Origin of the sequence: Silvimonas amylolytica (assembly GCF_014645555.1) — a bacterium.
GTDB classification, from domain to species: Bacteria; Pseudomonadota; Gammaproteobacteria; order Burkholderiales; family Chitinibacteraceae; genus Silvimonas; species Silvimonas amylolytica.
The window spans coordinates 1,357,690-1,376,153 of record NZ_BMLY01000001.1 but is presented as its reverse complement, the minus strand read 5'-3'; the positions used below and the strand labels follow the sequence as shown (position 1 = coordinate 1,376,153).

12 protein-coding genes are annotated in these 18,464 nt (G+C 57.4%); 10 read left to right on the top strand and 2 right to left on the bottom strand.

Going from position 1 to position 18,464, the window contains the following annotated elements:
* Positions 1-70: 70 nt before the first annotated feature.
* Complete coding sequence (locus tag IEX44_RS06025) at positions 71-1,687, bottom strand: methyl-accepting chemotaxis protein (protein ID WP_188690213.1); 1,617 nt, start codon at positions 1,685-1,687, stop codon at positions 71-73.
* 428 nt (positions 1,688-2,115) lie between these two features.
* Between IEX44_RS06025 and IEX44_RS06020 the strand changes: the two genes are divergently transcribed.
* The 5 genes from IEX44_RS06020 (at position 2,116) to IEX44_RS06000 (ending at position 6,453) form a co-directional block, all read left to right on the top strand.
* The gene (locus IEX44_RS06020; protein WP_229678775.1) at positions 2,116-2,751 is read left to right on the top strand and encodes a CDP-alcohol phosphatidyltransferase family protein; all 636 of its coding nucleotides are present in this window, start codon (positions 2,116-2,118) and stop codon (positions 2,749-2,751) included.
* Positions 2,752-2,847: 96 nt separating this feature from the next.
* A complete protein-coding gene (locus tag IEX44_RS06015) occupies positions 2,848-3,132 on the top strand; it encodes an FmdB family zinc ribbon protein (protein ID WP_188690210.1) in 285 nt (94 codons plus the stop codon).
* A gap of 62 nt (positions 3,133-3,194) precedes the next feature.
* Positions 3,195-3,878: a DUF502 domain-containing protein gene (locus IEX44_RS06010; protein ID WP_188690209.1), complete on the top strand. Its 684-nt coding sequence runs from the start codon at positions 3,195-3,197 to the stop codon at positions 3,876-3,878.
* 143 nt (positions 3,879-4,021) lie between these two features.
* Positions 4,022-5,812: an aspartate--tRNA ligase gene (gene aspS, locus IEX44_RS06005; protein ID WP_188690206.1), complete on the top strand. Its 1,791-nt coding sequence runs from the start codon at positions 4,022-4,024 to the stop codon at positions 5,810-5,812.
* Between the two features lie 161 nt (positions 5,813-5,973).
* The gene (locus tag IEX44_RS06000; protein WP_229678774.1) at positions 5,974-6,453 is read left to right on the top strand and encodes a hypothetical protein; all 480 of its coding nucleotides are present in this window, start codon (positions 5,974-5,976) and stop codon (positions 6,451-6,453) included.
* Between the two features lie 51 nt (positions 6,454-6,504).
* On the opposite strand, the gene glnE is transcribed toward IEX44_RS06000, so the two are convergent.
* The gene (glnE, locus tag IEX44_RS05995) at positions 6,505-9,192 is read right to left on the bottom strand and encodes a bifunctional [glutamate--ammonia ligase]-adenylyl-L-tyrosine phosphorylase/[glutamate--ammonia-ligase] adenylyltransferase (protein WP_188690200.1); all 2,688 of its coding nucleotides are present in this window, start codon (positions 9,190-9,192) and stop codon (positions 6,505-6,507) included.
* A 189-nt stretch (positions 9,193-9,381) separates the two neighbouring features.
* Here glnE and IEX44_RS05990 point away from each other — a divergent pair, with 189 nt between their 5' ends.
* From IEX44_RS05990 to IEX44_RS05970, 5 genes are all read left to right on the top strand, one after another.
* A complete protein-coding gene (locus IEX44_RS05990; RefSeq protein ID WP_188690197.1) occupies positions 9,382-13,242 on the top strand; it encodes a YhdP family protein in 3,861 nt (1,286 codons plus the stop codon).
* A 17-nt stretch (positions 13,243-13,259) separates the two neighbouring features.
* Positions 13,260-14,063, top strand: a complete 804-nt coding sequence (locus IEX44_RS05985) for a carbon-nitrogen hydrolase family protein (protein WP_188690194.1) — start codon at positions 13,260-13,262, stop codon at positions 14,061-14,063.
* Positions 14,064-14,110: 47 nt separating this feature from the next.
* Positions 14,111-15,592 (top strand): metalloprotease TldD, encoded by a 1,482-nt coding sequence (gene tldD / locus IEX44_RS05980; protein ID WP_373287764.1) that lies wholly within the window; start codon positions 14,111-14,113, stop codon positions 15,590-15,592.
* Positions 15,593-15,725: 133 nt separating this feature from the next.
* Entirely contained in the window at positions 15,726-17,207 is a 1,482-nt protein-coding gene (locus IEX44_RS05975; protein ID WP_188690190.1) for an amino acid permease, read from the top strand.
* 168 nt (positions 17,208-17,375) lie between these two features.
* On the top strand, positions 17,376-18,446 hold the full coding sequence (locus tag IEX44_RS05970) for an enoyl-CoA hydratase/isomerase family protein (RefSeq protein ID WP_188690188.1): 1,071 nt from the start codon (positions 17,376-17,378) through the stop codon (positions 18,444-18,446).
* The last annotated feature ends 18 nt before the right edge of the window (positions 18,447-18,464 follow it).

Genomic DNA, 18,464 nt, shown 5'->3' with positions numbered 1-18,464 from the left:
TCCCGCACCAACAAAAAAAGCCCGACGCGCAAGCCGGGCTTTTTTGTTGGTGCCAGAGAGTGCCAGAGAATCAAACGCGGTAACGTTCAACCTCGCGCTGCATATCGCCAGCCAGTTGATGCAACTGCTGGGCAGCCCCGGCAGTTTGTTTGGCAGAAGCACTATTGCCTTCCGACATTTGCGCAATGCGCTCGACCAGTTGTGCGATGTTACTGCTGGCAGCACTTTGCTCCTGAATGGCCGTGCTGATGTCGTCCACCCGCTCGACCACGTCGTTGGCACCGCGGCGGATTTCCACAATCGCCTGACCTGCTTCACGGGCGTGACCCACGCCATCTTCCATGCGCGACACGACTTCCTGCATCGACGATACCGCACGCAGCGCGCCATCCTGGATCGAGCCGACCGTGGCAGAGATTTCCTGAGTCGAAGCCGAGGTGCGCTCTGCCAGCTTGCGCACTTCATCGGCGACCACCGCAAAACCACGGCCTTGTTCACCGGCACGGGCGGCTTCAATCGCGGCGTTCAGGGCGAGCAGATTGGTTTGATCGGCGATTTCCTTGATCACCTTCACCACGGCGTTGATTTCAGCCGACAGGGTTTGCAGGCTGGTAATTTCATCCGCCGCAGTGCGCACCGTACCGGCAATGCCCTCAATACGGCTCACCGTTGATTCGATCACCTGAGAACCTGTTTTGGCCAGCTTGCCGGATTCACGCGACAGTTCATTGGCTTCACCAGCCCGGTCCGCCACATGGTTGATACTGACCGTCACCTGTTGGACGGTCGCGGCCATGTTGCTGGCGGCTTCGCTGGTGCTGCTGGCATTGCCGGACATCTCGACGGCATTGCGCGACATATCCGTTGCGGCGCCCGCCACCTGGCGAATCTGCTGGCTAATGCCTTGCAGGCTGCCTTGCAGGCCATCAAGCAACTGGTTGAACGCACGCACGGCTGCGCCGATTTCATCATTGCGGCCAACCGGCACGCGCTGGGTGAAGTCCAGATTGCGCTGTACGTTCACAAACGCTTGCTTCATGGCGGCCAGCGGACGGCGGATGGCGCTGTACATCACCACGCCGCCCACAATCAGAATCAGCGTGGCCAGCACGATCACCGCAATAAACTGGATTTGCGCATTCCGGTGGCGACGGTCGATCTCGGCCTGTTCTTTCTGCGCGCGATCAATATTGAACGCAGAGACTTTATCGAGCTTCTTTTCGACTTCAATCGACAGGTCACGTCCTTGTGAGCCAGCCACAGTCACTGCTGTGGCATTGTCACCCGCCTCAGAGGCTTTCATGACCTGATCAAATACGGTATGCAAATTGGCCAGCGCCGTTTTGAACTCTTCAAAACTGGCTTTTTCACTGTCGTCGAGCACGTGGCTCTTTTCGTAGGCGCTGGCTTGGGTTTGCAGCTTGTTGCGTGTATCCAGGATGCCCTTGTTGATCGCGGCGCGCGCATCCGGGGCTTGCTCCAGGATCAACCGGCCCACCTGGATCTGTTCCACCTTGTACTGGTTGTTCAGATCGTTGGCGATCAACAGGCTGTCGATGTCATCGTTCATCAGCCGGGTTACCCCGGACTGGATTTGCGCAAACTGATACAAACCGGTGGCGCCGATCGCCAGCACAGCTGCAAGCGCAATGGCAATCATTGCAATTAAACGATGGCCAATACTCATATTCAACTCTCCATTTTCTTTTTGGCTTACATATTGCCGCCAGTCTCTTGCTGGACTGTGTGCAGTAAGTCGTACCCGATGTGATCTAGTGCGCCTGCAAGCTCCTGCCGCAGGGTCATCGGTGTGATGACCCTTGTTTTACAGGGTTCTGCCTGCGCGAGACCCCAAAAGCTAAAGCAGCTCGGCCATCCGGGCAAGTGGCTTGCAATCGTGTGCAACACCATCCGGACAGGCGGACAGTTTCGCTACTGTGCTGCGATCTTTTCTGAATAAGCAAGTCAGGTGTTTTGTGGATCAACAGCAAACACTGATCCGGTTTGCGGAAGAAATCATCAGACATGCATGTCATTTGCATCTCTCAAAGAACAGACGCTCCAGTGCTAAGATAGGACACGTTTACCCTTCTGTTTTGGCCTTTTGGAGCAATCTTGGACGAAGCGCGTAGCAAACAAGCCCGTCACTTTTCCATGATCCGGGGCTTTCACCTGGCGGACTGGATTACCCTTGCCAATGCCCTGTGCGGCACCGGTGCCCTGTTTTCTGTCATGACGTATCTGCAACAGCAAAGCCCGGAGCACCTCTTGATTGCCTGCGGCTTGATTCCGCTGGCGCTGTTTTTCGACATTCTGGATGGCCAGGTCGCACGCTGGCGGCATGCCCAGTCGGCACTAGGCCGTGAGCTGGATTCGCTGGCCGATGTGATCTCTTTTGGCGTTGCGCCTGCTGCCATTGCATATGGCGCGGGCATGCAGGGCATGTGGGATCGCATTGTGCTGGGCTACTTTGTGGCTTGCGGCGTGAGTCGATTGGCGCGCTACAACGTCACTGCAGAGCAATTGAAGGGCGAGTCAGGCAAGGTGCGTTATTACGAAGGAACGCCCATTCCCACTTCGCTCTTGCTGGTGCTGGTGCTGGCTGTTGCCGCATGGACAGGGGCACTGGGTGATGCGTTGTGGTTTGGGGTGGTGCATCTTGGCCCCTGGAAACTGCATCCGCTGGTGCTGATGTTTGCGTTGTCGGGTTCGCTGATGATCAGCCGCACCCTGCGTATTCCCAAGCCCTGAAAGCGCGGCCGCCGTACGGTGTACAGGCTTGATTTTGCTGGTAATGCCCCGAACATGACTAACACGGTATAATCAGTCTCTTTTGGGGGTACGCACATGCCAATTTATGCTTATCGTTGCAGCGCCTGCGGGTATCAGAACGATCACATGCAAAAGATGTCAGACCCGCTCCTGACCGAGTGCCCGTCCTGCCACGCCGCTGCGTATGAAAAGCAGGTGACTGCTGCCGGTTTCCAGCTCAAGGGAACGGGCTGGTATGCCACGGATTTCAAGGGCGGTAGTGGTGGTACATCGGTGACGGCGCCGGCATCTACAGCGGCTGAGAAACCTGCTGCAGAACCCGCAGCAGCGGCGTGTAGTCCAGGTTGTGCGTGCCACTAAGCCCGTTTGGGTTGGCAAAGATGAATGAATTGGGCGCCCTCCGGCGCAAGGCTTGATCCTGAATGGCGCATTTCAAGAAATACCTGTTGACTGGCCTGCTGGTGTGGGTGCCGCTGGGCATCACGTTGTGGGTGTTGAACCTCATCATTGGTACGCTGGATCAACTGGGCACGTTGCTGCCACAAGTGGTACGGCCCGATTTCTGGCTGCTCAAGCTGATTGCGCCTTATGCGCCGTTCCTTGGCGGTGCACACCATATCCCGGGTTTCGGTGTGGTGCTGACCGTATTGGTGGTGCTGGTCACCGGCATTATCGCCACCAACGTGCTGGGCCGTCGTTTGCTGCAGATTGGTGAGTTGCTGTTGAATCGCATTCCGATCGTGCGTTCGATCTACTCCAGCGTGAAACAAGTTTCAGACACCGTTTTTTCGGATTCGGGTCAGGCGTTTCGCAAGGCTTTGCTGGTACAGTTTCCGCATCAAGGCACATGGACGGTCGGGTTCATGACCGGCGCGCCGGGTGGCGAAATTGCAGATCATCTGGGTGACGATCTGGTTTCTGTGTTTGTGCCGACCACACCAAACCCGACTTCCGGCTTTTTGTTCATGGCGCGCCGTGGTGACGTACGTGAACTGAACATGAGCGTGGATGAAGCGCTCAAGTACGTGATTTCCATGGGTGTGGTGCAGCCCTCTGGCCGTACCGTCGCCGCACCGCCCAACGCGACAGTGGCCGCACCCGTTTAAGTTGTGCAGTTGTTTGCCGTATCTGCCCGGCCAGTTTGATGACTGGCCGGCTTTTGTATTTTGAAGTGACTGGTTTTTTTGATTTACGATTTACAGACAGACTCATTGACCCGGTATTTACCGAATAACAGGTTCAGAAAATTATGCGTACCGATTACTGTGGCTTGATCGACAAGCGATTCCTCGGCCAGACCGTAACCGTGAAAGGCTGGGCGCACCGTCGCCGTGACCATGGCGGCGTGATCTTCATCGACCTTCGTGACCGCGAAGGCCTGGTGCAGGTCGTGTTTGATCCGGATACCCCGGAAGCCTTCAAGACCGCCGATGCTACCCGCTCTGAATACGTGCTGGAAATCACCGGCATCGTGCGCGATCGTCCGGCGGGTACCACCAACAAGAACCTCATCTCTGGCGAGATCGAAATCCTTGCCAAGGACATCAAGGTCCTGAACTCGGCCAACACCCCACCGTTCCAGATCGACGACGAAAACCTGTCGGAAACCGTGCGTTTGCAAAACCGCGTGATCGACCTGCGTCGTCCGGCCATGCAAAAGAATCTGCGTCTGCGCTACAAGGTGGCGTTGCTGGTGCGCAACTTCCTGGATAGCCGCGGCTTCATTGATGTTGAAACCCCGATGCTGACCCGTTCCACGCCGGAAGGTGCCCGTGATTACCTCGTGCCCAGCCGTGTGCACGACGGGATGTTCTTTGCGCTGCCGCAATCTCCCCAGTTGTTCAAGCAGCTGTTGATGGTGGCCGGTTTTGATCGTTACTACCAGATCACCAAGTGCTTCCGTGACGAAGACTTGCGCGCTGATCGTCAGCCTGAATTCACCCAGATCGATATCGAAACTTCGTTCCTGAACGAAGACGAAATCATGGACATCACCGAAGACATGGCTCGCCATGTATTCCAGGAAGCCATCGGCGTGGATCTGGGCAAGTTCCCGCGCATGAAGTACGACGACGCCATGTTCTACTACGGCTCTGACAAGCCGGATATGCGCATTTCGCTCAAGTTCACTGAACTGACGGATGTCATGAAAGACGTGCCGTTCAAGGTCTTTGCCGGTGCGGCCAATTCGGACAATGGCCGCGTGGTTGGCCTGCGCGTACCGGGTGGTGCCTCCTTCAGCCGTTCCGAGATCGACGCCTACACCCAGTTCGTTGGCATCTATGGCGCCAAGGGTCTGGCCTACATCAAGGTCAACGACCCGACCAAGCTGAACGAAGAAGGCCTGCAATCGCCGATCGTCAAGAATCTGACGCCAGAATCACTGAAGGCCATCGTCGAACGCACCGAAGCCCAGGCTGGCGACATCATCTTCTTTGGTGCTGACAAGACCAAAGTGGTGAACGAAGCCATTGGCGCGCTGCGCTTGAAGATTGGTCTGGAGAAGGGCGAAGCCGGCGGCTTCTTTGTGCGTGAATGGCGTCCGCTGTGGGTGGTCGACTTCCCGATGTTTGAATACGACGAAGATGACAAGCGCTGGAACGCTTGCCACCACCCGTTCACCAGCCCCAAGGCCGATCACCTTGAACTGTTGACGACCAATCCAGGTGCTTGCCGTGCCCGCGCTTATGACATGGTGCTCAATGGTTGGGAAATTGGTGGCGGCTCCATTCGTATCCACCGTGCCGATGTGCAATCGACTGTGTTCGATGCTCTGGGTATTGGCGCAGAAGAAGCCCAGAACAAGTTCGGCTTCTTGCTGGACAACCTGCAATACGGCGCGCCTCCTCACGGTGGTCTGGCCTTCGGTCTGGACCGCCTGGTTACGCTGATGGCGGGTGCAGAGTCGATTCGTGACGTGATTGCGTTCCCGAAGACCCAGCGTGCTCAGTGTCTGCTGACCAACGCCCCGAACGCCGTGGATGAGAAACAACTGCGCGAACTGCATATTCGTCTGCGCAATCCGACGCCGACCGCTTGAACCTGACCAAAGGCTAAAACGGCCATTTAAAACGGTTTGAGTCAAAAGCTGACAGCAAACTTGTTGCGAAAACGCCAGAGATGCTTACACATCTCTGGCGTTTTATTTTGTTTAACACATAATTGCGTCATTCCAGTTAATGATTGTTGTCAGACCACTGAATGGATCGACTGCTTTTCAACATGATTCACCGTTGCGGGCACAGACAGCTGCCAGGGCCGTCTGCTTTCGATCGTCACGAAGCGCGCTTTATTCGCGCGGCTTTTTCTTGTCCACATTGCCTTGCCGAACTGGCGCGCCGCTCAATGCTCGATACCCGTGTATTCGTCAACCTGAGACAACAGGCTTCTGGTGGACTTGCTTTTGTGATTGAGGTGGCGGATGCCTCGGACGAGTTGGGCGAACTGCTCGCCAGCACGGGCTACCGCAGCAATCGCAAGACGCTGGATGAAATGTCTCCGGGCGTGCGTGGTCTGCTGAATGACGACCGCTTCTGGAGCAAGGAAATGTGCTTTGCCAATGACGCTGATCCGCGGCAGGTTGTCGAAATCATTGATCGTGTGAAGCTGGAAATGACCTGGCTGGAGCCTTATCTGCCACTTGGGGCAGAAGCCATCGAGTACTGTACGTTCCCGCTCTGAGATTCCTGATCAGGGCATTTGCGCAAACTGTCAGTCTCGATGGCTTGCGTATCAGATTTCCTGCTTGAGCAAAATCCGCCAGATCTTGTGTACAGCCGCCAGCGGCGCGGCCAGACCCATGAATTCTTCCTCCGTGGGTTTGTGGCCATTCAGCCGGCTCTTGTGTTGCAGCCTGCGCAATTCGCGGTAGCAGTAACGTGCGGCCTGCGCATCTTCGGCGTCGATCAATCCGTGGCTGGCTGCCGTAGCCAGTAGCGCAATATTGCCGCGGTTGGCCGTCAGGTCAGCGTATTGCGATGCAAACCCCAGCACCAGGAATTGCACGATGAACTCGATATCGACAATGCCGCCACGACAGTGTTTGACGTCTTCGGCCCGGGCGGGGTGCGTTTCCAGCATGCGTTCACGCATGGTGACCACTTCACCCGCCAGGCTTGCGATATCCCGCTGGCGGCGCAGAATTTCAATCCGGATGTCTTCAAATCGCTGACCCAGTGCAACATTGCCGGCAGCGTAACGCGCCCTGGTGAGCGCCTGGTGCTCCCACATCCATGCTGATTCGTTCTGGTACTGCAAGAACGCCTCAATACTGGAGACCAGAAAGCCGGATGAGCCATTGGGACGGAGTCGCAGGTCGACCTCATACAACTGGCCGGCGGAGGTCAGGGCACTGAGCCAGCTCACGATGCGCTTGGCGTAGCGGGCGTAGATGTCTGCCGCATCCGGGTGTGGGTCGTCATACAGGAACACAAGATCCAGATCAGACCCGTAACCCAGTTCTTTGCCACCGAGTTTGCCATAACCAATGATGGTGAAAACTGGCGTCTCGATATGGCGCGTGGTCATGTCGCGCCATGCTTCTTCCAGTGTGACGGACAGACACAGGTCCGCCAGGTCTGAAAGATGATCAGACAGGCTTTCCAGCGGCAGATTACCGGCAATGTCCTGTGCAACCAGGCGGAATACCTGGGTGTGCTGGAAGTGTCGCAACACGTCCATACGCGCTTCCGTATCGTCCAGATGGTCTTTCATCTGCGTACGCAATTGCTTGCCGGCTTCCACCCAGTCTGGTGACTGATAGAGCAACCGTACATCCAGCAGTTCATCCAGCAAGATGGGATGGCGGGTCAGGTATTCAGCGACCCACGGGCTGGCACTATACAAGCTGGCCAACCGGTTCAGCGTTTGTGGGTGTTCTGCCAGCAAGGCCAGATAAGATTCACGCCGGCCAATGCTTTCCAGCAGGTCCAGAATCCGCAAGAAAGTTGTGTCCGGATTAGGGTATCCGGCAGCGACCTCCAGCAGTGCAGGCAAAATGGCATCCATGCGCTGGCGACTGCGTTCAGATAACTGCTGATAGCGGCTGCTGGCTTGCATGCCGGCAAGGCGGCGATGGATCTCCGCTGCATTCTGATAGCCCAGGTTGGCCAGGCCTTCATCGACCCCTTCGCCATCGTCTTGCACGCTTTGCCATAGTTCAGATTGCGGATGGCTCTCGTCCTCCGCCTGCGGTGAGACAAAGACTTGTTCGAAATGCCGCGTCACTGCGTTGCGGATTTGCCCTAACCGTGCACCGAAAGCGGACCAGTCTGGATAACCCATGCTGGTGGCAATGCGGGCACGATCTTGATCATTGGTCGGGAGCATCTGGGTTTGCGCATCATCGATATACATGATGCGGTGTTCAAGATTCCGCAAGAACTCATACGCGGTCGTGAGTTCTTCGACCGCCTCTTGCGGAAGCAAACCTTCACGGGCCAATTGCGCCAGAATGGTCCGGGTAGGGCGCTCTTGCAAAAACCGGTCGCGCCCGCCACGAATCAGCTGGAAAACCTGGCCGATGAACTCGATCTCACGAATACCGCCTGGCCCCAGTTTGATATTGTCCAGCCGGTCCTTGCGCGTGACTTCATGGCGAATCTGGCTATGAAGTTCACGCATGGAGCGATACGCGCCGAAATCCAGATATTTGCGATAGACAAACGGGCGCACCAGTTGCATCAGCGCGTCACCGTCGCCAGACAACGGGCGGCCCTTGATCCAGGCATAACGCTCCCACTCGCGGCCCTGCGTTAACAGATAGTTTTCGAGCGCCGCAAAGCTGGATGCCAACGGGCCCGCATCCCCGAACGGGCGCAGCCGCATATCTACCCTGAATACGAAGCCTTCATCTGTCTGCTGGCCGATCCACTGGATGAACGCTTTGCCCAACATGGCAAAGTACTCGTGATTGCTGATTTTGCGAGCGCCATTGGTTTCGCCGTCTTCCGGGTAGACGAAGATCAGGTCGATATCGCTGGAAACATTGAGTTCACGCCCACCCAGCTTGCCCATGCCAACCACGATCAGTTGTTGAACCTGACCAGTGTCTTCGCCAATCGGGTCTCCGTAACGCGCATGCAATGGCTTGCTGGCAGCGGCCAGTACGGTTTCGATGGCGACTTCGGCCAGGTCACTGACCACAGTGACGGCTTCATCCAGATCAGACAAACCGGCCAGTTCACGCCCGATCAAGCGGGCCATGACGTGTGTACGCAACAGTCGGAGTGTGCGTTTGGCGGTCTCTTCATCCTGATTCACGCAGTCGGCTACAAAGGATTGCATCTGCAGACGACTGAAGGGTTGTTGCAGCGCGGCAGCCGTTTCAGCCTCCAGCCCGCTATAGCGGGTGAACAGGCGTTGCAAGAAACGGCTATGTTCAATGGCGGGGCCCAGCGTGGTATGTGTCACAGCGTACATGTTCAATCTCTTGAGGCCTGGCTTGATCGGTTAGAATGCCCGGAGCGGCTACCGTAGCATATTCCAGCCTGGTTCCTGGGCGGTTTGCGGATGACGTGTCGCCGTTGCGACCTGGTAAAAGGCGCGTTGCGCCTGTTTTTGATCAATGTCTGATCGTGCTTTTTGACGAACCGGGTCACCGGGCTGTGCATGACCTTATTGCGCTCTTCCTCTTTTAAAACCTTGCCGGGTCTGCTCTGGTCGCGCCTCAAGGGATTTCTTCACTGGCACTACCGCTTGTTGCTGCGCCTCTTGCTGGCCTGTGCACTGGTGTTTGTCGGCATCGCGCTGGTCTGGCAGTTCTATCTGCTTCCCCGCCTGGACGAGTTCCGCCCATGGTTGCAAGATCGTTTTGCCCAGGCCACGGGTAGCCAGATCCGGCTTGGCCGGATCGAGGGCGGCTGGCGTGCATTCCGTCCGGGTTTCCGGATCGAAGGGCTGACCATCCTGAATCATGATGGTTCGCCAGCGCTGCACCTGGATACGCTGGATGCCGAAGTGGCATGGTGGTCGCTCGCGGCAGGGCAAATCAGGTTTCGGCACCTGACGGTGTCCGCTCCGAATGTTGAGGTCATGCGCGATGCCGGCGGTATCTGGCACGTCGCAGGTTTTGCGTTGGGTACCGGCCCTGAAAAGGGTGACAACCAGCTCGTGAACTGGTTTCTGAATCAGGATGAACTGGATGTCCGCGGCGGCACCCTGCGTTACGCGGATGCCTTGACGCAGACTGCCCCGGTTGAAGCGCGCAATATGCTGCTGCATGTGCGTCGCCTGTTTAGTCGACACAGTTTTGAATTTGCTGCCACGCCGCCGCAAGAGATCGCCCAGCCATTTACGGTGGGTGGTGTCTGGTATGGCAGCGATGTCGGCAATTGGCGCAACTGGACAGGGCATGGGCGTATCGTCGCCCCGCAAGTCTCGCTGGATGCGTTGTGGCAACGTATTCCACCGAATGTATTGCCGGTTGCGGTGTCCTCAGGCACCGCGGGTGGCAAGGTCGATTTCAGCATCGGCCATGGTGTGGTTACCCAGGCTGATGTGGATATCGACGCACGTTCCTTGCTGGCCACCTATGGGACCCGGACGCTTGAACTTCCCCGGTTTACGGGTCATGTGCGCTGGAACGGTCCGGGGGCAGGGCAGTCGTTCAATTTTGAGGGCCAGCAGATCGCAACCCGCGACGGCGTGGTCTGTAATGATTGCCGCCTTGGCTGGACGCGTGATAAATCCGGCAAGCAGGCGCTGTCGCTTTCCAATTGGCAGCTCGACCATCTGGCCGGATTGCGTGAAGCGCTGCCGACCTCTCTGTTGCAGCAGATTCCAGATGGCCAGTTGGCCGGTCTGGTTCATGCCGTCCAGTACAACTGGCAGGGTGACTGGGATAAACCGGCGCATTTCAGTGGCAAAGCCGGCATAGATGGATTCGCGGTGAAATGGCCGGGTACCTTGCCGCAATGGGGGCCGGCCAATATCCAGGCGGATTTCTCAGACACAGGTGGCTCACTGCATGTTGATTCAAACAAATTTGTGCTCGATTACCCCGACCACTTTGTCGAGCCCATCAAGTTGGATCAACTGGCTGTTATCGCTTCATGGCAACGCAAAGCGCCAGGTTGGCATGTGAATCTGGATGTCGCGCGGCTGACCAACAAAGACATGAATGTCAGCGTGGCCGGGCAGTACAACTGGCCGGGGTCTGGCATAGGCAAACTGGATCTGGATGGCGTGATCAAGGGGCTGGAGGCATCACGCGCCTATGCTTATCTGCCGCGTGCGGTGGGTGACGATACACTGGCCTGGCTAAAAGATTCGCTGCCGCGTGGGCGTGCCTATGACGGCAAAATCCAGGTGCACGGTAACTTGCAGGATTTCCCTTTTACGGGCGACAAAACCGGCCTGTTCCGTATTACTGCCACTGCACAGGATGTCTCGCTGCGTTTTGCCAACGACTGGCCAGAGATCTCCGGCATTAATGGCACGCTGGATTTTCACGGCAGCAGCATGTTGATCCATGCCCAGCATGCGCAGACCCGCAATGCCCAGCTCAGCAATGTTGAGGCGTCTATACCCGATCTGGATCATGCCCGCGTGCTGGTCAGCGGCAAGGCGCAAGACAGTACCAACGGTTTTATGGAGTACCTCAAGGCGACGCCATTGCATGGCATGCTGGCCAGTTACATTGACCCGCTCAAGGCTGAAGGGAATGGAGATCTGACGCTCAAACTGGACATTCCCATCGACAAGCCAGATGACACCAAGGTTGCGGGTACTTACCGTTTTAGCGGCAATAAACTCGACTTTGACCATGGTGCACCCGCTCTGACCGCGGCTTCAGGCCAGATTGGCTTTACCGAGACCGGGATGTCATTCAAGGAGGTTTCCGGCCAGGCGCTGGGTGGCCCGGTGCAGATCAGTGGCAACACCGATAAAGATGGTGCCTTGCGTCTGCAACTGTCGGGCAAGGGCCAGTTGAGCGATGCCATCAGCCGTTTCGATGCACCGCTGGCAAGTCGCTTGCGCGGCCAGATTGCCTGGCAAGGCCAGTTGTTGGCGGGCCATGAGAAACTTGACCTTTTACTCAATTCTTCCATGGTCGGCGCAGCGGTGGATTTACCCGCCCCGGTCGGTAAAGCTGCCACGACACCAAGGCCACTTCGTTTGCACGTCAGTGGCGACAAAACGGGTTATGACCTTGATCTGGCGTGGGAACGCACTGTGCAGGCAACGGTGCATCAGCCGGTTAGCGGTGCGCCATCGGGCAATCTTGTGCTCGGTACCGGACCGGCGGTCATCAGCAAGAGCGGCCTGGTGGTCAGCGGCGGCTGGCCAGAGGTGGATGTTGAGGACTGGTATCACTTTGTTGATCAAGAGTGGCGTGCACCGGATAACGCCGCCAGTGCTGGTTTGCCCGCGATCGCCTCGGTTGATCTGGCCTTTGACCGCTTGAGTGGCTGGGGACGTGTGCTTAATGACGTCAAGCTCAAGGCGAGCCAAACCGCCGTACAAAACTGGCAAGGTGAAGTCGCTAGCCGTGAGATGACAGGTCGTTTTGGCTGGAACGGCCAGGGTAAGGGCAAGGTTGTTGCACATCTGGCCAAGGTTTATCTGCCGCTGACCTCCAGCGGTGGCGAGCCAGCGGAGTCCTCGCCGCTACGCAGTTTGCCGGCGATGGACATGACGGTGGATGACTTCCGGTACAAGAGCCTGCAACTGGGCAAGCTGGAAATGCAGGGTGTGCAGCAGGGGGACGCCTGGTCGCTCAACAAGGTGACGCTGGATAACCCGGATGGCCATTTCGATATGAGTGGCCTGTGGCGCCAAACCAATGGCAAATCTCATGTTTCGGGCCAGTTTGGCCTGGCCAGTGATGACTTTGGCAAGTTGTTGGCCCGATTGGGTTATCCGGATACCTTGCGTCGTGCACCTGGCAAAGTGAGTGGCAAGGTCGAGTGGGATGGCGAGCCTTTCCCTCCGGATTTCCAGTCCATGCAGGGCAATATCAATGTCGATGTCAAAGCCGGCCAGTTCGCCCGCATTGATCCGGGGGCCGGGCGGTTGTTATCCATCCTGAGTTTGCAGTCGCTCACGCGGCGCGTGCAGCTGGATTTTCGCGATGTGTTCTCACAAGGCTTCGAGTTTGACGCCATTCATGGTGACTCGATCATTGAAAAAGGGGTTGCCCGCACAGATAACCTTGTTATCACGGGTTCTTCTGCCCAGGTGTTGTTCCGCGGTGCGGCCAATTTTGAAGCGGGTACGCAGGACTTGCGTGTACGTATCGTGCCGGTGATTGGTGACTCCGTTGCGGTGGCCACCACCATCGTCAACCCGATTGCAGGTGTCGCCGCTTTTCTGCTGCAACGGGCGCTGAAAGACCCGCTGGGACAGCTGATCGCCTATGAATACGATATTACCGGCAGTATGAGTGACCCGAAAATCCGCCGGGTGCAAGAGGCGGCGTTACTGGAAAAGAATGTGCTGCACCGTGGTATCCCCACGCAATCACCTTGAGTTAACAGGACCTTCGCATGCAAACCGTTGTCGCCGCCGCCGTCCAGATGATCTCCACGCCAGACGTCAGTGAAAATCTGGTGCTTGCAGGCAAGTTGATTGCGCAGGCGGCAGACGAGGGCGCGCAACTGGTGGCTGTGCCCGAGTACTTCGCCATCATGGGCCATGACCCGCGTGACAAGATTGCAGTGCGCGAGCAACCTGGCAACGGCCCGATTCAGGATTTTCTGGCCGCCACAGCAGCAAAGCATGGTGTCTGGCTGATTGGCGGCACCGCGCCATTGGTGGCGTCTGTGCCCGACAAGGTGCGTAACAGCACCCTGGTCTATGACCCCAATGGCAAGCTGGCCGCCCGTTACGACAAAATCCACCTCTTTGGTTTTATCAATGGCGACGAGCACTTTGCCGAGGCCGAAACCATTGAGCCGGGCGACAAGGTCACGACCTTTGTCACGCCATTTGGCCGGGTTGGGTTGTCGATTTGCTATGACCTGCGCTTCCCGGAACTCTTCCGGGCGCCAGGCGAGGTCGATTTCTGGTTCCTGCCTTCGGCGTTCACCGCGACGACGGGCAAGGCGCACTGGGAGCCACTGATCCGTGCCCGCGCCATTGAAAACCAGTGTTATTTCATCGCACCAGGTCAGGGCGGTATGCACCCGACCGGCCGCGAAACCCACGGTCACAGCATGATCGTTGATCCATGGGGCCAGATTCTGGCTCAGCGTGAGAACGGCAATGGCGTTGTGATCGCCGAGCTCAAAGCCAGCCAGCAAGAACGTGTGCGCAAGATTCTGCCGGCACTGAAGCATCGGGTGCTATAGCGGTTCCCCGATGTCGCCGGGGCTTGTCAAACCCCATCCCCGATGGCATGTTCCATCCATTCCCCGCCATTTTCCCGAGCGATACCGGCATGAGCCTTCTGCAAACCGCACAGTCCACCCTGCTTGCACCGTACAGTCTTGATGAACAACAGCTTGATCGCGTGTTCTCTGAGCTGATGCAGCACGACCTTGATTACGCTGATCTGTATTTCCAGAGCACTCGCTCCGAGGGCTGGAGTCTGGACGAGGGCATCGTCAAGTCGGGGAGTTTTTCGATCGACCAGGGTGTGGGCGTGCGCGTGGTCTCGGGCGAGAAAACCGCCTTTGCGTATTCAGATGAAATTGGTTTTGCGCCGCTGATAGAGGCTGCGCGCGCCACGCGGGCTATTGGCCGCCAGGGCGGCACTGGTACGGCGGCGCTCGTCAAGAACGGTGCCGGACATGCGTTGTACCGGCCGGTTGATCCGTTGGCCAGCCTGGATGAAGGCGCAAAAGTGGCATTGCTGGAAAAACTGGAGCGCGCCGCCCGTGCCGTCGACAAGCGCGTTGTACAGGTCATGGCAAGCCTGGCGTCTGAATATGATGTGATCTACATCGCCCGGCATGATGGCCACCGTGCTGCGGACGTGCGCCCCCTGGTGCGTTTGTCGCTCAATGTGATCGTCGAGGAAAACGGCCGTCGCGAACAAGGTAGCGCGGGTGGCGGTGGTCGTTTCGATTACAGTTATTTCACCGACTCGGTCGTCGAACAATATGCGCAGATTGCAGTTGCGCAGGCGGTGCTTAATCTCTCGGCCCGCCCGGCACCCGCTGGTGAGATGACGGTGGTGTTGGGTAATGGCTGGCCTGGCATTTTGCTGCACGAAGCCATTGGCCATGGTCTGGAAGGTGACTTCAACCGCAAGGGAAGCTCGGCGTTTTCTGGTCGTCTGGGTGAACGCGTTGCGGCACCGGGGGTGACGGTGATTGACGATGGCACCATTGCCGATCGTCGCGGCTCGCTCAATGTCGATGATGAAGGCAACCCGACCAGTCGCACCGTATTGATTGAGGACGGCATCCTCAAGGGTTATATCCAGGACAGCCTGAATGCACGCCTGATGAACATGCCGCTGACCGGTAATGGTCGCCGCGAATCCTATGCCCACTTGCCGATGCCGCGCATGACCAACACGCTGATGCTGGGCGGTGATAAAGATCCGCAAGAAATCCTCGCATCGGTCAAGCGGGGTCTGTATGCCGTGAACTTCGGCGGTGGTCAGGTCGACATCACCAGCGGCAAGTTCGTGTTTTCGGCTTCTGAAGCGTGGTGGGTGGAAGATGGCAAGCTGCAATACCCGGTCAAGGGTGCCACGCTGATTGGTAACGGTCCGGATGTCCTGACACGGGTATCGATGATTGGCAACGACATGTCGCTGGACCCAGGCGTGGGCACCTGCGGCAAGGAAGGTCAGAGCGTGCCGGTGGGTGTCGGCCAGCCGACCATGCGCATCGACGGTGGCCTCACGGTGGGTGGAACTGGTGGCTAACGGCCCGGGAGCTGACCGGCGGTCAGTGAATTATGACGTGAATCCATTGTATTAACAGGTATTTACACGGCACGAAGGGCTGGATTTTGTTAGAATCCGGCCCTTCGTTTTTTCATATGTAATCATTTCTGGCATGAATAACAGGGTAGACACCCCGGCCGCAGCGCCGACTCAAACTCCAGTACTGGCGCGCAAGCTCAAAGCTCGCCATCTGACCATGATCGCGATCGGTGGCTCGATCGGCACGGGGCTCTTTGTCGCCTCGGGCGCCACCATTTCTCAGGCGGGTCCTGGCGGTGCTTTGCTCGCCTATGCCTTGATTGGTCTCATGGTTTACTTCCTGATGACCAGCCTGGGCGAGCTGGCCGCGTACATGCCGGTATCCGGTTCGTTCGCCACCTACGGCGCCAATTATGTGGAAGAAGGCTTCGGCTTCGCGCTGGGCTGGAACTACTGGTACAACTGGGCGGTAACCATTGCAGTAGACCTTGTGGCGTCCCAGCTGGTGATGGCGTACTGGTTTCCCGGGACGCCTGGCTGGATCTGGAGCGCGCTGTTCCTTGGCATCATGTTCTTGCTCAATTACATCTCCGTCAAAGGTTTTGGCGAGGCCGAATACTGGTTTTCGTTGATCAAGGTTGTCACGATTGTCATCTTCATCGCGCTGGGTCTGGCGATGATCTTCGGCATCATGAAGGGGGGCGAAACCGCCGGTTTCCATAATTTCACCATTGGTGATGGACCGTTTGCGGGTGGCTTCTCTGCGTTGATTGGCGTGGCGATGGTCGTGGGGTTCTCGTTCCAGGGAACTGAACTGATCGGGGTGGCGGCGGGTGAGTCGCAAGACCCGGCCAGGAACATTCCACGCGCGGTCCGTCAGGTGTTCTGGCGGATTCTGTTGTTCTACATTTTTGCCATCTTCGTGATCAGTTTGCTTATTCCATATACTGATCCGCGCTTGTTGAAGAACGACGTGGGCGATATCGCGGTCAGCCCGTTTACCCTGGTATTCCAGCACGCTGGCCTCGCATTTGCCGCCGCCGCCATGAATGCGGTGATTCTGACCGCTGTGCTTTCGGCCGGTAACTCGGGCATGTATGCCTCGACGCGCATGCTGTTCACGCTGGCTTCGGAGGGCAAGGCCCCGAAGGTATTCGCCAAACTTTCTGCCAACGGTGTGCCGCGCAACGCGCTGTATGCCACGACCATTGTCGGTGCACTGTGTTTCCTGACCTCCATGTTCGGCAAGCAAGAGGTCTATCTGTGGCTGCTTAATACGTCCGGGATGACGGGTTTCATCGCCTGGCTGGGTATCGCCATCAGCCACTACCGCTTCCGCAAGGGTTACCAGGCACAAGGTCGGGATCTGAACGTATTGCCGTATCGCTCGGGCTTTTTCCCCTGGGGGCCGATCTTCGCTTTTGTGCTATGTCTGATCATCACGCTCGGTCAGAATTACCAGGCTTTCCTCAAAGATCAGATTGACTGGATTGGTGTGGCGGCGACCTATATCGGTCTGCCTGTGTTCCTGGTGATCTGGTTGGGTTATCGCTTCACACGTAAATCGAAATTTGTTTCCTATGCCGAGATGAAATTCCCGGATCGCGATCAATAGACCGTGTTTCTAACGGTGAAACCCAGAAAAACGGCGCTTTGAGCGCCGTTTTTTGTTGTTTTCGCCCGTTAATGAAACGCGACGCTGAGTGACAACCCGGATGCGTTCACGCCCTCGAAAACGGTAAGCTCAAGGCTTCCGATCACGGCTTGGTGTTTGAGAATCCGCATGGTTCGTTTCCAGTATCTGCCCACCCGTCACGGCGCACGTATCGCCGAAATTCTGCTTGATACGCCAGGGACACTGAATGCCCAGAATCTCTCGATGGTGCGAGAGATCCATACGCAACTGGATCTCTGGCGTGATGATCCAGGGGTCGTGGCCGTACTGATGCGCGGAGTAGGGGAGAAAGCCTTTTGCGCTGGTGGCGACATCAAGGCGTTGTATTACGCTATGACCGAACCTGGCCGGATCACCGAGGCGGACGACTTCTTTGCTGAGGAATATGCCTTGTGCCGCGAACTGCATCGTTACCCCAAACCGGTGCTGGCCTGGGGTAATGGCGTGGTCATGGGCGGTGGTTGGGGTTTACTGGCGGGCGCCAGTCACCGGGTAGTGACGGAATCCAGCATGCTGGCCATGCCCGAAATCGGTATTGGCTTGTTCCCGGATGTGGGGGCCAGCGACTGGCTGGGCCGGCTCAATCAGAACGTGGGGCGATTTTTGTTTTTGACGGCTTCACGCTTGAACGCCGCCGATGCCCTTGCTGCTGGCGCTGCAGACTGGGCTTTGCCGGCCGCAGGGTTCGAAGTACTGCTGCAGGGGCTGGATGAACTCCCCTGGACCGGTCAGGGCCAAGCTGATGCGGCCATGCTCTCGCAACTGCTTGAGGCGCTTTCCAGTGCATTATCGTGCCCGTTGCCTGCAGCACAGTGGGAGCCGGTACAGGATTGGGTCGCAGAACTGGTCGCGGGTGATGATCTACTGCAGATCACACGCCGTATTGCCGCCTGCCAGACCGACAATACCTGGATTCAGCAGGCGCAACGACAGATGGCGACCGGGTCGCCCAATTCGATCGTACTCAGCTGGACGTTGGCACAGCGGGCCCAAGGCATGGATTACGATGCAGTGGTGGCCATGGAAACGCTGGCGGCTCGCCATAGCGTGCGACATGGTGATTTCCGTGAAGGCGTACGAGCCCGGTTGATTGATCGCGACAATCAACCGGGTTGGGAAGATACTACGGTGGAAGCCGCGTTGGCACGGGGCGTGACACGCTGGTTTGATGCGGTATGAATGTTGTCAGGGATATCT